8 protein-coding genes are annotated in these 14,676 nt (G+C 64.6%); 7 read left to right on the top strand and 1 reads right to left on the bottom strand.

The features are described 5' to 3' along the window. The first annotated feature begins 29 nt into the window (after positions 1 to 29). The 3 genes from rpoB to GQE99_RS20780 all read left to right on the top strand — a co-directional run bounded on the left by rpoB (position 30) and on the right by GQE99_RS20780 (position 10,016). Positions 30 to 4,175 (top strand): DNA-directed RNA polymerase subunit beta, encoded by a 4,146-nt coding sequence (rpoB, locus tag GQE99_RS20790; protein WP_161353848.1) that lies wholly within the window; start codon positions 30 to 32, stop codon positions 4,173 to 4,175. A 62-nt stretch (positions 4,176 to 4,237) separates the two neighbouring features. Next, positions 4,238 to 8,485 carry a DNA-directed RNA polymerase subunit beta' gene (gene rpoC / locus GQE99_RS20785; protein WP_161353847.1) on the top strand — a complete coding sequence of 1,416 codons (4,248 nt, stop codon included), beginning with the start codon at positions 4,238 to 4,240 and terminating at the stop codon, positions 8,483 to 8,485. Between the two features lie 163 nt (positions 8,486 to 8,648). After that, positions 8,649 to 10,016 (top strand): FAD-dependent oxidoreductase, encoded by a 1,368-nt coding sequence (locus tag GQE99_RS20780; RefSeq protein ID WP_161353846.1) that lies wholly within the window; start codon positions 8,649 to 8,651, stop codon positions 10,014 to 10,016. Here the strand turns inward: GQE99_RS20780 and GQE99_RS20775 are convergent. Further along, on the bottom strand, positions 10,013 to 11,041 hold the full coding sequence (locus GQE99_RS20775) for a glycosyltransferase family 2 protein (protein ID WP_161353845.1): 1,029 nt from the start codon (positions 11,039 to 11,041) through the stop codon (positions 10,013 to 10,015). The genes GQE99_RS20780 and GQE99_RS20775 overlap by 4 nt on opposite strands. A gap of 458 nt (positions 11,042 to 11,499) precedes the next feature. On the opposite strand from GQE99_RS20775, the gene rpsL reads away from it, so the two are divergent. The 4 genes from rpsL to GQE99_RS20755 all read left to right on the top strand — a co-directional run. Continuing rightward, the gene (gene rpsL, locus GQE99_RS20770; RefSeq protein WP_161353844.1) at positions 11,500 to 11,871 is read left to right on the top strand and encodes a 30S ribosomal protein S12; all 372 of its coding nucleotides are present in this window, start codon (positions 11,500 to 11,502) and stop codon (positions 11,869 to 11,871) included. A gap of 12 nt (positions 11,872 to 11,883) precedes the next feature. Then, entirely contained in the window at positions 11,884 to 12,354 is a 471-nt protein-coding gene (rpsG, locus tag GQE99_RS20765; RefSeq protein ID WP_161353843.1) for a 30S ribosomal protein S7, read from the top strand. Positions 12,355 to 12,379: 25 nt separating this feature from the next. Next, the gene (gene fusA, locus GQE99_RS20760; RefSeq protein WP_161353842.1) at positions 12,380 to 14,503 is read left to right on the top strand and encodes an elongation factor G; all 2,124 of its coding nucleotides are present in this window, start codon (positions 12,380 to 12,382) and stop codon (positions 14,501 to 14,503) included. A gap of 82 nt (positions 14,504 to 14,585) precedes the next feature. Then, positions 14,586 to 14,676: GTP-binding protein (locus GQE99_RS20755; RefSeq protein ID WP_202530955.1), on the top strand; the 91-nt coding region annotated here is incomplete at its 3' end.

The raw sequence follows: 14,676 nt of genomic DNA, 5'->3' as shown, positions 1-14,676 counted from the left end.
AGTGAGAAAACTGAAAAGGTGCATACCTTATGGCGACGTCCTATCTCGGCCAGAAACGTCTTCGCAAATACTACGGCAAAATCCGCGAAGTGCTGGAGATGCCGAACCTGATCGAGGTCCAGAAGGCCTCGTACGACCTGTTTCTCAATTCCGGTGACCAGCCCGAGCCGATGGACGGCGAAGGCATCAAGGGTGTGTTCCAGTCGGTCTTCCCGATCTCGGATTTCAACGAGACGGCGACGCTGGAATTCGTCCGCTACGAACTCGAGCACCCCAAGTACGACGTGGAAGAGTGCCAGCAGCGCGACATGACTTACAGCGCGCCGCTGAAGGTCACCCTGCGCCTGATCGTGTTCGACGTGGACGAGGACACCGGCGCCAAGTCCGTGAAGGACATCAAGGAACAGGACGTCTTCATGGGCGACATGCCCCTGATGACCCCGAACGGCACCTTCGTGGTGAACGGCACCGAGCGCGTCATCGTTTCCCAGATGCACCGCTCGCCGGGCGTGTTCTTCGACCACGACAAGGGCAAGACGCACGCTTCGGGCAAGCTGCTCTTCGCCTGCCGCATCATTCCCTACCGCGGCTCGTGGCTCGACTTCGAATTCGACGCCAAGGACATCGTCTTCGCGCGCATCGACCGCCGCCGGAAGCTCCCGGTGACGACCCTGCTCTATGCGCTGGGTCTCGACCAGGAAGGCATCATGGATGCCTATTACAACACGGTCGACTACACGCTGGAGAAGAACAAGGGCTGGAAGACGAAGTTCTTCCCCGAGCGCATCCGCGGCACCCGTCCGAACATGGACATCGTCGACGGCGACAGCGGCGAGATCCTGTTCGAAGCCGGCAAGAAGGTCACCCCGCGCGCGGTCAAGAAGCTCATCGACGAGGGCAAGGTCGAGAACATCCTCGTTCCCTTCGACGCGATCGTGGGCCGCTACGTGGCCAAGGACATCATCAACGAGGAAACCGGCGCGATCTACGTCGAGGCCGGTGACGAGCTGACGCTCGAGTACGACAAGGACGGCGACCTGATCGGCGGTTCGGTGAAGGACCTGATCGACGCGGGCATCACCGACATCCCGGTGCTCGACATCGACAACGTCACGGTCGGCCCCTACATCCGCAACACGATGGCCGCGGACAAGAACATGAACCGCGACACCGCGCTCATGGACATCTACCGCGTCATGCGTCCGGGCGAACCGCCCACCGTCGAAGCCGCGTCGACCCTGTTCGACCAGCTCTTCTTCGACAGCGAGCGTTACGACCTGTCCGCCGTGGGCCGGGTGAAGATGAACATGCGCCTCGCGCTCGACGCCGAGGACACCCAGCGCACGCTGCGCAAGGAAGACATCGTCGCCTGTGTGAAGGCGCTGGTGGAACTGCGTGACGGCAAGGGCGAAGTGGACGACATCGACCACCTCGGCAACCGTCGTGTGCGTTCGGTCGGCGAACTGATGGAGAACCAGTACCGCGTCGGCCTCCTGCGCATGGAGCGCGCGATCAAGGAGCGCATGTCGTCGGTCGAGATCGACACCGTCATGCCGCAGGACCTGATCAACGCGAAACCGGCCGCGGCCGCGGTGCGCGAATTCTTCGGCTCCTCGCAGCTGTCGCAGTTCATGGACCAGACCAACCCGCTTTCGGAAGTGTCGCACAAGCGGCGCCTCTCGGCGCTCGGGCCGGGCGGCCTGACGCGTGAACGCGCGGGCTTCGAAGTGCGCGACGTGCACCCGACCCACTACGGCCGGATGTGCCCGATCGAGACGCCGGAAGGTCCGAACATCGGCCTGATCAACAACCTCGCCTCCTTCGCGCGGGTCAACAAGTACGGCTTCATCGAAACCCCCTACCGCAAGGTCGAGGGAGGCAAGGTGTCCGACGACGTGACCTACATGTCGGCGACCGAGGAAATGCGTCACACCGTGGCGCAGGCGAACGCGCAGCTCGATGAAGAGGGCAAGTTCGTCAACGAGATGGTCAACACCCGCCAGTCCGGTGAATACACCCTGGCCCCGGTCGAGAACGTGGACCTGATCGACGTCTCGCCGAAGCAGCTGGTGTCGGTCGCGGCCTCGCTCATCCCGTTCCTCGAAAACGACGACGCGAACCGCGCTCTGATGGGCTCGAACATGCAGAAGCAGGCCGTGCCGCTGCTGCGTGCCGAAGCCCCGCTCGTGGGCACCGGCATCGAGGGCAAGGTCGCCATCGACTCCGGCGCGGCCATCCAGGCCAAGCGGGCCGGCGTGATCGACCAGGTGGACGCCACCCGGATCGTCGTGCGCGCCACCGCCGACCTCGAGGTCGGCGACCCGGGCGTCGACATCTACCGGATGCGCAAGTTCCAGCGTTCGAACCAGAACACCGCCATCAACCAGCGTCCGCTGGTGAAGGTCGGCCAGTCCGTCGAGAAAGGCGAAGTCATCGCCGATGGTCCGTCCACCGACATGGGGGAACTGGCGCTCGGCAAGAACGTGGTCGTCGCGTTCATGCCGTGGAACGGCTACAACTACGAGGACTCGATCCTGATCTCCGAGCGCATCGCGCGTGACGACGTCTTCACCTCGATCCACATCGAGGAATTCGAAGTCGCCGCCCGTGACACCAAGCTCGGGCCGGAAGAGATCACCCGCGACATCCCGAACGTCGGCGAGGAAGCCCTGCGCAACCTCGACGAGGCGGGCATCGTCTACATCGGCGCCGACGTGGAGCCGGGCGACATTCTCGTGGGCAAGATCACCCCGAAGGGCGAAAGCCCGATGACGCCGGAGGAGAAACTGCTCCGCGCCATCTTCGGTGAAAAGGCCTCCGACGTGCGCGACACCTCGCTGCGGGTGAAGCCGGGCGACTACGGCACCGTCGTGGAAGTGCGTGTCTTCAATCGTCACGGTGTCGAGAAGGACGAGCGTGCACTTCAGATCGAGCGTGAGGAAGTCGAGCGTCTGGCCCGTGACCGGGACGACGAGCTTGCCATTCTCGAGCGCAACATCTTTGCGCGCCTGCGCACGATGATCGAAGGCAAGACCGCCGTGAAGGGGCCGAAAGGCGTCAAGGCGGGGTCCGAGATCACCGCGGACCTGCTGGAAAGCCTGAGCCGCGGCCAGTGGTGGCAGCTCGCCCTCGAGGACGAGACCGACGCCCAGCAGGTCGAGGCGCTGCACAGCCAGTACGAGGCCCAGAAGCGTGCCCTCGAGCACCGCTTCGAGGACAAGGTCGAGAAGGTCCGTCGTGGCGACGACCTGCCGCCGGGCGTGATGAAGATGGTCAAGGTCTTCATCGCCGTGAAGCGCAAGCTTCAGCCGGGCGACAAGATGGCCGGCCGTCACGGCAACAAGGGTGTCATCTCGCGCGTCGTGCCGATGGAAGACATGCCGTTCCTTCAGGACGGTACCCCGGTCGACTTCTGCCTCAACCCGCTCGGCGTGCCGTCGCGGATGAACGTCGGGCAGATCCTCGAGACCCACATGGGTTGGGCCTCGCGCGGCCTGGGCATCCAGATCGACGAAGCGCTCGGTGAATACCGCCGCTCCGGCGACCTGACCCCGGTGCGTGATGCGATGCGCCTGGCCTATGGCGACGACGTCTACGAGGACGGGATCGCGGACATGGACGAAGAGCGCCTCGTCGAGGCGGCGTCGAACGTGACCCGTGGTGTTCCGATCGCGACGCCGGTCTTCGACGGCGCGAAGGAGCCCGAGGTCAACGACGCGCTCGTGCGCGCCGGCTTCGACCAGTCCGGCCAGTCGGTTCTCTATGATGGCCGCACCGGCGAGCAGTTCGCGCGTCCGGTCACCGTGGGCGTCAAGTACCTGCTCAAGCTTCACCACCTCGTGGACGACAAGATCCACGCGCGTTCGACCGGGCCCTACAGCCTCGTCACCCAGCAGCCGCTGGGCGGCAAGGCCCAGTTCGGCGGTCAGCGCTTCGGGGAAATGGAAGTCTGGGCGCTCGAAGCCTACGGCGCCGCCTACACGCTGCAGGAGATGCTCACCGTCAAGTCGGACGACGTCGCGGGCCGCACCAAGGTCTACGAGTCGATCGTCAAGGGCGAGGACAACTTCGAAGCCGGCGTGCCGGAAAGCTTCAACGTGCTCGTGAAGGAAGTCCGGGGTCTCGGCCTCAACATGGAACTCCTGGATGTGGAAGGGGAGGACGACGTGGAGTGATCCACGGACCCGGCGGGCTTCGGCCCGCCACCCCACTTTCCGCACAGATTTGAGGATTCAAAATGAACCAGGAACTCACAACCAACCCGTTCAACCCGCTGGCTTCCCAGAAGATCTTCGACGAGATCAAGGTGAGCCTCGCGTCGCCGGAACGGATCCTGTCGTGGTCGTATGGCGAGATCAAGAAGCCCGAGACGATCAACTACCGGACGTTCAAGCCGGAACGTGACGGCCTGTTCTGCGCCCGTATCTTCGGGCCGATCAAGGACTACGAATGCCTTTGCGGCAAATACAAGCGCATGAAGTATCGCGGCGTCGTCTGCGAGAAATGCGGTGTCGAGGTGACGCTCCAGAAGGTGCGCCGCGAACGGATGGGCCACATCGAGCTGGCCGCGCCCGTCGCCCACATCTGGTTCCTGAAGTCGCTGCCCAGCCGCATCGGCCTCATGCTGGACATGACGCTGCGCGATCTCGAGCGGATTCTCTACTTCGAGAACTACGTGGTGATCGAGCCGGGTCTGACCGACCTGCAGTACGGCCAGCTGATGACCGAGGAGGAATTCCTCGACGCGCAGGACACCTACGGCATGGACGCCTTCACCGCCAACATCGGCGCTGAAGCGATCCGCGAAATGCTCTCGATGATCGACCTCGAGAGCGAGGCCGAGCAGCTGCGCGCCGACCTGGCCGAGGCCACCGGCGAGCTGAAGCCGAAGAAGATCATCAAGCGCCTCAAGGTCGTCGAGAACTTCATCGAATCCGGCAACCGCCCGGAGTGGATGATCCTCACCGTGATCCCGGTCATTCCGCCGGAACTGCGCCCGCTCGTCCCGCTGGACGGCGGCCGGTTCGCCACGTCGGACCTCAACGACCTGTATCGCCGCGTCATCAACCGGAACAACCGCCTGAAGCGCCTGATCGAGCTTCGTGCGCCGGACATCATCGTGCGCAACGAAAAGCGGATGCTCCAGGAATCCGTCGACGCGCTCTTCGACAACGGCCGCCGCGGCCGCGTCATCACCGGCGCCAACAAGCGCCCGCTGAAGTCGCTGTCGGACATGCTCAAGGGCAAGCAGGGCCGCTTCCGCCAGAACCTTCTGGGTAAGCGGGTCGACTTCTCGGGCCGTTCGGTCATCGTGACCGGCCCGGAGCTCAAGCTGCACCAGTGCGGCCTGCCCAAGAAGATGGCGCTCGAGCTCTTCAAGCCGTTCATCTATTCGCGGCTGGAGGCCAAGGGCCTGTCGTCGACCGTGAAGCAGGCGAAGAAACTGGTCGAGAAGGAACGCCCAGAGGTCTGGGACATCCTCGACGAAGTCATCCGTGAGCACCCGGTTCTGCTGAACCGCGCGCCCACGCTGCACCGTCTTGGCATCCAGGCGTTCGAGCCGATCCTCATCGAAGGCAAGGCCATCCAGCTTCACCCGCTCGTCTGCTCGGCCTTCAACGCCGACTTCGACGGTGACCAGATGGCCGTTCACGTGCCGCTCTCGCTGGAAGCCCAGCTTGAAGCGCGTGTGCTGATGATGTCGACCAACAACGTGCTGTCGCCCGCCAACGGCGCGCCGATCATCGTGCCGTCGCAGGACATGATCCTGGGCCTCTACTACATCACGATGGAGCGCGAGGGCATGGTCGGGGAAGGCATGATCTTCTCGGACGTGGACGAAGTGCGTCACGCGCTCGACGCGGGCGAGGTGCACCTACACTCCAAGGTCCAGGCCCGCATCAAGCAGATCGACGAGACCGGCCAGGAAATCTACAAGCGCTACGACACGACGCCGGGCCGGATGCTCCTGGGCGCGCTTCTGCCGCTCAACGCCAAGGCGCCGTTCGACCTGGTCAACCGCCTGCTCCGCAAGAAAGAGGTGCAGCAGGTCATCGACACCGTCTACCGCTACTGCGGTCAGAAGGAGTCGGTCATCTTCTGTGACCAGATCATGTCGATGGGCTTCAAGGAAGCGTTCAAGGCCGGCATCTCGTTCGGCAAGGACGACATGGTCATCCCGGATTCCAAGTGGACCATCGTGGACAGCGTCCGCGAGCAAGTGAAGGAATTCGAACAGCAGTACATGGACGGCCTCATCACCCTTGGCGAGAAGTACAACAAGGTGGTCGATGCCTGGTCGAAGTGTTCCGACCAGGTCGCCGACGCGATGATGGGCGAAATCTCGGCCGTGCGTTACGACGACGCGGGCGCCGAGATGGAGCCGAACTCGGTCTACATGATGTCGCACTCCGGTGCGCGGGGTTCGCCGGCCCAGATGAAGCAGCTGGGCGGGATGCGCGGCCTGATGGCCAAGCCGTCGGGCGAGATCATCGAAACGCCGATCATCTCGAACTTCAAGGAAGGCCTCACCGTGCTCGAGTACTTCAACTCGACCCACGGCGCCCGTAAGGGTCTGGCCGATACCGCGCTGAAGACCGCGAACTCGGGGTACCTGACCCGTCGTCTTGTCGACGTGGCGCAGGACTGCATCGTGCGTCAGAACGACTGCGGCACCGAGAACGCGATCACCGCGAGCGCGGCGGTCAACGACGGTGAAGTCGTCGCCACGCTGGCCGAGCGTATCCTCGGCCGTGTCGCGGCCGACGACGTGACCGATCCGGCGACCGGCGAGATCGTCCTGGCGAAGGGCGAGCTGATCGACGAGCGCAAGGCCGATGCGGTCGAGGAGGCGGGCGTCGCGTCCATCCGGATCCGCAGCCCGCTGACCTGTGAAGCCGAAGAGGGCGTCTGCGCCAACTGCTATGGCCGTGACCTTGCGCGTGGCACCAAGGTGAACGTCGGCGAAGCCGTCGGCATCATCGCGGCGCAGTCGATCGGTGAACCGGGCACCCAGCTGACGATGCGGACCTTCCACATCGGCGGCATTGCCCAGGGTGGCCAGCAGTCGTTCCAGGAAGCCGGTCAGGAAGGCACGATCGAGTTCCGCAACGCCAACACCCTGACCAACGCGGCGGGTGAGCTCATCATCATGGGCCGCAACATGCAGGTCGCGGTCATGGATGAGAACGGCGTGGAACGTGCGAGCTACAAGCCCGGCTACGGCTCCAAGCTGTTCGTCGAGGACAAGCAGAAGATCGCACGCGGCGACAAGCTGTTCGAATGGGACCCCTACACCCTGCCGATCATCGCGGAAGCGGGTGGCACGGTGAAGTTCGTCGACCTCGTTTCGGGCATCTCGGTGCGCGACGAAACCGACGACGCGACCGGCATGACCCAGAAGATCGTGACCGACTGGCGCGCCGCCCCGAAAGGGTCGGACCTCAAGCCGGAACTCATCCTCGTGGGTGAGGACGGTGAGCCTGTGCGCAACGATCAGGGCAACCCGATCACCTACCCGATGTCGGTCGACGCCATTCTGTCGGTCGAAGACGGGGCCGAGGTGCAGGCCGGTGACGTGGTCGCGCGTATCCCGCGTGAAGGGGCGAAGACGAAGGACATCACCGGCGGTCTGCCGCGTGTGGCCGAACTCTTCGAAGCCCGTCGTCCGAAGGATCACGCGATCATCGCCGAAGTCGATGGTTACGTGCGCTTCGGCCGCGACTACAAGAACAAGCGCCGTATCGCGATCGAGCCGTCGGATGAGAACCTGGAGACCGTGGAATACATGGTTCCGAAGGGTAAACACATCCCGGTGGCCGAGGGCGACTTCATCCAGAAGGGCGAGTACATCATGGACGGCAACCCTGCCCCCCATGACATTCTCGCCATCATGGGCGTCGAGGCGCTGGCCGAGTACATGATCAACGAGGTGCAGGACGTCTATCGACTGCAGGGCGTGAAGATCAACGACAAGCACATCGAGGTCATCGTGCGCCAGATGCTCCAGAAATGGGAGATCATGGACTCGGGCGAGACCACCCTTCTCAAGGGCGAGCATGTCGACAAGGCCGAGTTCGACGCGGCGAACGAGAAGGCTCTGGCCAAGGGTGCACGCCCGGCCGAGGGGCAGCCGATCCTGCTCGGGATCACCAAGGCTTCGCTCCAGACCCGGTCGTTCATCTCGGCGGCGTCGTTCCAGGAAACGACCCGTGTGCTCACCGAAGCCTCGGTGCAGGGCAAGCGCGACAAGCTTGTCGGCCTGAAAGAGAACGTCATCGTCGGCCGGTTGATCCCTGCGGGCACCGGCGGCGCGACCATGAAGGTGCGCCACATCGCGCAGGAGCGGGACCGCAAGGTCATCGAGGAAGCGCGGGCCGAGGCCGAAGCGGCGGCGGCTCTGGCGGGTCCGGAAGCCGAAGCCGATCCGTTCGGCGACAGCGGCCTGGTCGAAACCCCGGAAACGGGCGACGACGAGCAGCCCTGATCGCATTGACAGGACAAGGAAAAGCCCCGCCCCTCGGCGGGGCTTTTTCGTTGCGTGGCTTGACGTTGCGAAATCGCGGCTTGCCTATGGGGTCGGGCCGTGATGCAAACCCGGCTCAATCGCGGCCGGGTGGCCGCACGGCACGACAGGGAGGCAACACGCGATGGCGCAGAAGACGGTGGATGAACCCGCACGGCAAACCCCGGTCATCCACGAAACCGACGTGCTCGTCGTCGGCTCGGGCCCCGGCGGGCTGGCCGCCGCGCTCGCCGCCGCGCGCGAGGGCGTCTCGGTCACGTTGCTCGAACGCTTCGGCTGTTTCGGCGGCAACATCACCGTGGTCGGCGTCGAAGGCTTTGCCTGGTACCGGCATGAAAAGACTGTCGAGTCCGGCGGGATCGGCTGGGAATTCGAAGAGCGTGCCAAGGCGATGGGCGCGGCGGTGCCAGAAAGCCAGTCGCTGAGCTACGAGCTCGACAGTGAAGGGTTCAAGCTCGTGGCCGACGCGCTGGTCGAGGAGGCGGGCATCCACCCGATGCTCCACCGGCAGTTCGTGGCCCCGATCATGGACGGCGACGCGATCGCGGGCGTGGTCGTCGAATCCAAGGCGGGCCGCGAGGCGATCCTCGCGCGCCGGGTGATCGACGCCACGGGCGATGCGGACGTGGCCCACCGCGCGGGTGCGCCCACCCACAAGACCCCGGTCGAAGAGATGCAGGCGGCAAGCGTCATGTTCCACCTCGCCGGCGTCGACAAGCGCGCTTTCATGGCGGGTGTCGCGGCCGACCCGCAGACCTACAAGGACTGGTCCACCGGGGAGTGGGAGGTCGAGACGGACGGCAAGGAAGACGCCATGTTCTCGCCGTTCCTGCGCAAGCCCTTCGCGCAGGCCATCGACGAGGGACATATCCCGGCGCATCTCAACACCATCGGCGGCACCTGGGGCGCGGTGCACGACAGCGGTGAGATGACCTACATGAACCTCGTCCACCTTGCCGGCTGCGACGGGACGGACCCCGACAGCCTGACCCGGTTCGAGATCGAGGGGCGGCGCCAGGCGATGCAGGCCATCGACGCGCTGCGCCGCTACACGCCGGGCTGCGAGGGCGTGCGCCTGCGCAACTTCGGCATGTCCATCGGCATCCGGGATACCCGCAAGATCGACGCGGTCTACAACATGACCGAGGCCGACGTGCGCCACGAGGGCCGGTTCGACGACACGATCGGCATCTACCCGGAATTCATCGACGGCTACGGCGTGCTGATCCTGCCCACCACGGGGCGCTACATGCAGATCCCCTACCGGGCCATGCTGCCCAAGAAGGTCGAGAACCTGCTGGTCGCGGGTCGCGCCATCGGGGGCGACCGCATCGCCCATGCCGCGACGCGCAACATGGCCTGCTGCGCCGTGGCGGGGCAGGGGGCCGGCGTCGCCGCCGCGCTCTCGGTGAAGGCGGGTTGTGCGCTGGCGGATGTCGACATCGGCCGGGTGCAGGCGGCCATCGAGGCGCAGGGCGCGCGCATCCACTAATCCCCGGCGGGCGTGGCGTGGCGCGGAAGTGCCGCCGCCGTCTCGCGGTGGACGGCGATGGCCGGATAGGCCGCCTCCGGACGTCCGAGCTTGGCGGCGATGGCGGCAAGGTAATCCGCGCAGCACAGGTGGTGGAGCCGCAGGACCCCCGGGATCGCCCTCAGCGCGGCATGTTCCGCGTCGAAGCGCGCAGCGTATTTCAGCGCCACCGGGTCGTCGTCCCCGTTGTGATCGAAGCGCCGGAAGAAATCCTCGGAGTAGCGGTCCAGATGCGCCGCCGCGCTGCGGGTGCCTTCCTTCAGGGCGAAGCGCTCGCGTGATTGCAGCGCGTAGTGGTTCACCTGCGCAAGAGCATGGGTGATCTCCTCCCGCCCGGTCCCATTGAGGGGCGCACCATCGGCATTGTAGCCGGGAAACGGCGTGCCATCCGCGCGCACCACGCGCGGGTCGTCCTCGGCCCAGGGGCCCGGTCCGCGCCACCCGATGGGCCCATGCGAGCGCAGCCAGTGCCAGTGCGACGGGTGGCGGGTGAGCGACTTGAACTGCGTGTTCTGTTGCGCCTGCGGGGCCGCGCAGCGGGTGGTGGAGCGATGGACGAGCTGATCGGTCCACGCCTCTGCCCCGTCGGTGCCGTAGATCTTCCAATGGATCGTCATCGCCTCGGCCCCCGCGGGCCAGGCCGCGATCAGGTCGGCCAGCAGCCCGTCGCCCGGGTGAATCACCAGGAACTCGTCGGCGTCGCAGACGAAGGCCCACTGCGCACTTTTCACAACCGGAAGGCGCGCGACCTTGCGGTGCGCCTGCGGCTGCGGCGGGCGGTCCGGGTCAGGCTCGTGCTTCTTCTGGAAGACGATGCCCTCGCGCTCCAGTAGTCGCAGGAGCTGGGGCGAATGATCGGTGCAGTCGTTGTGGATCACCACGATACGGTCGAAGCCCAGCATCCGGTACCAGGCGATCCATTCGAGCAGGAACGGCCCCTCGTTGCGCTGCGACAGGATGGCGACGCTGTCCTCGACCGGTGCCATCAGCCGCGGAACCCGCCCGGACAAGCCCGGCGGACGGCGCTGAGGGGGATGGAAACGACCGTCATGGCCCGGGTGCCTCGTCCTGACGCGGGCGGCTTGCCTCGGGCCCGCGAATGGGTAAAACTATCCGGGCAAATCCCCGCATGTGCAAGCTTTGCGCGCTTTTCGCCGTGGGCCGCTGGATTCTGGCCCATGAGCGTTGACAAGGCATACGACTCCCCATATACGGCGCGCACCCGGACAACAGGGGAACTGTCTCCGCGCGTCCGTTTACAGAACTGAAGTGGCCACGATCCGGGCGCCAAGCGCCCCGATCCTCTGAGATAACCACCGCGTCGCCCCGGCTGACTGGGGCGGGTGCGGTATTCTGCGTTTTGCGGACGCGCGAAGCGCAAATTGAGATGAAACGGGGCGCGCGCCCCATCAACAATGTGTTGCAACACGGGGAAACGAGCCCAATGCCAACGATCCAACAGCTGATCCGCAAACCGCGTCAGCCGAAAACGAAACGCTCCAAGTCGGTGCACCTGGAGTCCTGCCCCCAGAAGCGTGGCGTCTGCACGCGCGTCTACACGACGACGCCGAAGAAGCCGAACTCGGCCATGCGTAAGGTTGCCAAGGTGCGCCTGACGAACGGTTACGAGGTGATCAGCTACATCCCCGGTGAAAGCCACAACCTGCAGGAGCACTCGGTTGTGCTCATCCGCGGCGGCCGTGTGAAAGACCTTCCGGGTGTCCGCTACCACATCCTGCGCGGTGTTCTGGATACCCAGGGCGTCAAAGATCGTAAGCAGCGTCGTTCGAAGTACGGCGCCAAGCGTCCGAAGTAAGGAGAGACTGGAATGTCCCGTCGTCACGCTGCTGAGAAGCGCGAAATTCTGCCTGACGCCAAGTATGGCGACAAGGTTCTCACCAAGTTCATGAACAACCTCATGGTCGACGGCAAGAAATCCGCCGCCGAGAAGATCGTCTACAACGCGCTGACGCGCGTCGAAGACAAGGTGAAGCGCGCGCCGGTGGAAATCTTCCACGAAGCGCTCGACAACATCAAACCGTCGGTCGAGGTCCGCTCCCGCCGGGTTGGCGGCGCCACCTACCAGGTGCCGGTCGAAGTGCGCCCCGAGCGCCGCGAAGCGCTTGCGATCCGCTGGCTGATCACTGCCTGCCGTGGCCGCAACGAAAACACGATGGAAGAACGCCTGGCCGGTGAACTGCTCGACGCGGTGAACGGTCGCGGCACCGCCGTGAAGAAGCGCGAAGACACCCACAAGATGGCCGACGCGAACAAAGCGTTCAGCCATTACCGCTGGTAACACTCGACACGAGAGGCCCATTCAAATGGCACGCGTCTATCCCCTCGAACGCTACCGTAACTTCGGCATCATGGCTCACATCGATGCCGGCAAGACCACGACCACGGAGCGCATCCTTTATTACACCGGCCGGTCGCACAAGATCGGCGAGGTGCATGACGGTGCCGCGACGATGGACTGGATGGAGCAGGAGCAGGAGCGGGGCATCACCATCACCTCGGCTGCGACCACCACCTTCTGGCAGTGGCAGGAAGATCCGACCGCCGAAGGCACGGATGACACCAAGTTCCGCTACAACATCATCGACACCCCCGGCCACGTCGACTTCACCATCGAAGTCGAGCGTTCGCTGGCCGTCCTCGACGGCGCCGTCGCGCTGCTCGACGGCAACGCCGGTGTCGAGCCGCAGACCGAAACGGTGTGGCGTCAGGCCGACCGTTACGAAGTTCCGCGCCTCGTGTTCGTCAACAAGATGGACAAGATCGGCGCCGACTTCTTCAACTGCGTGCAGATGATCAAGGACCGCACGGGCGCGACCCCGGTTCCGGTGAACTTCCCGATCGGTGCCGAGGACAAGCTCGAAGGCATCGTCGACCTGGTCACCATGGAAGAGTGGGTCTGGCAGGGCGAAGACCTGGGCGCCTCCTGGGTCCGTCAGCCGATCCGTGACGAGCTCAAGGACACCGCCGAAGAGTGGCGCTCGCACCTCATCGAGAACGCCGTCGAGCAAGACGACGACGCGATGATGGCGTACCTCGAAGGCGAAGAGCCCGACGTTCCGACCCTGCGCAGCCTGATCCGCAAAGGCACCCTGTCGCTGAGCTTCGTGCCGGTGCTGGGCGGCTCCGCGTTCAAGAACAAGGGCGTTCAGCCGCTGCTCAACGCGGTCGTCGACTACCTGCCGAGCCCGCTCGACGTGGTCGACTACATGGGCTTCGCGCCGGACGACGAAACCGAGACCCGGAACATCGCCCGCCGCGCGGACGACGACATGGCGTTCTCGGCGCTGGCGTTCAAGATCATGAACGACCCCTTCGTCGGCTCGTTGACCTTCACCCGGATCTACTCGGGCGTCCTGCGCAAGGGCGACAACATCATGAACTCGACCAAGGGCAAGAAAGAGCGCATCGGTCGTATGATGATGATGCACTCGAACGACCGGGAAGAGATCGAAGAGGCATTCGCGGGTGACATCATCGCGCTGGCCGGTCTGAAAGAGACCACCACCGGTGACACGCTCTGCGCCTCCAACGCGCAGGTCGTCCTCGAAACCATGACGTTCCCCGATCCGGTCATCGAGATCGCCGTCGAGCCCAAGACCAAGGCCGACCAGGAAAAGATGTCGCAGGGCCTGGCCCGTCTGGCCGCCGAGGACCCGTCCTTCCGCGTCGAGACCGACCTCGAGTCCGGTCAGACGATCATGAAGGGCATGGGCGAACTTCACCTCGACATCCTCGTCGACCGCCTCAAGCGGGAGTTCAAGGTCGAGGCGAACATCGGTGCGCCGCAGGTTGCGTATCGTGAGACCATCGGTCACGAGATCGAACACACCTACACCCACAAGAAGCAGTCGGGTGGTTCGGGTCAGTTCGCCGAAGTGAAGATGATCATCTCGCCGACCGAGCCGGGCGAAGGCTACTCGTTCGAGAGCCGCATCGTCGGTGGCTCGGTGCCCAAGGAATACATTCCGGGCGTCGAGAAGGGCATCAACTCGGTCATGGACTCCGGTCCGCTCGCCGGCTTCCCGGTCATCGACTTCAAGGTGGCCCTCGTGGACGGCAAGTACCACGACGTGGACTCCTCGGTTCTCGCCTTCGAGATCGCCTCGCGGATGTGCATGCGCGAAGGTCTTCGCAAGGCTGGCGCGAAGCTGCTGGAGCCGATGATGAAGGTCGAGGTGATCACGCCGGAGGAATACACCGGCTCGATCATCGGTGACCTGACCTCGCGTCGCGGGCAGGTGTCGGGGCAGGCGCCCCGCGGCAACGCCGTGGCGATCCAGGCCTTCGTGCCGCTGGCCAACATGTTCGGCTACATCAACACGCTGCGCTCGATGTCCTCGGGCCGTGCGCAGTTCACGATGCAGTTCGATCACTACGAACCGGTGCCGTCGAACATCTCGGAAGAGATCCAGGCCAAGTACGCATAAGCAGCGGTGCGGGGGAGGCCCCGCACCCTACCCACCGTAGGGTGCGTCGCAGGACGCACCGCCAAAGACAAAGGAGGCCATCATGGCTAAGGAAAAGTTTGAACGCTCCAAACCGCACGTCAACATCGGCACCATCGGCCACGTTGACCACGGGAAGACGACGCTGACGGCGG

This window comes from Maritimibacter harenae, from assembly GCF_009882975.1.
Classification (GTDB): Bacteria; Pseudomonadota; Alphaproteobacteria; order Rhodobacterales; family Rhodobacteraceae; genus Maritimibacter; species Maritimibacter harenae.
The sequence above is the reverse complement of the archived record's forward strand: the minus strand, read 5'-3'. Positions and strand labels throughout refer to the sequence as shown.

What these genes read in the sequence shown, in the direction of transcription:
- rpoB (WP_161353848.1), top strand. Translation starts at nt 30, where the DNA reads ATGGCGACGTCCTATCTCGGCCAGAAACGTCTTCGCAAATACTACGGC.
- rpoC (WP_161353847.1), top strand. Translation starts at nt 4,238, where the DNA reads ATGAACCAGGAACTCACAACCAACCCGTTCAACCCGCTGGCTTCCCAG.
- GQE99_RS20780 (WP_161353846.1), top strand. Translation starts at nt 8,649, where the DNA reads ATGGCGCAGAAGACGGTGGATGAACCCGCACGGCAAACCCCGGTCATC.
- GQE99_RS20775 (WP_161353845.1), bottom strand. Translation starts at nt 11,041, where the DNA reads ATGGCACCGGTCGAGGACAGCGTCGCCATCCTGTCGCAGCGCAACGAG.
- rpsL (WP_161353844.1), top strand. Translation starts at nt 11,500, where the DNA reads ATGCCAACGATCCAACAGCTGATCCGCAAACCGCGTCAGCCGAAAACG.
- rpsG (WP_161353843.1), top strand. Translation starts at nt 11,884, where the DNA reads ATGTCCCGTCGTCACGCTGCTGAGAAGCGCGAAATTCTGCCTGACGCC.
- fusA (WP_161353842.1), top strand. Translation starts at nt 12,380, where the DNA reads ATGGCACGCGTCTATCCCCTCGAACGCTACCGTAACTTCGGCATCATG.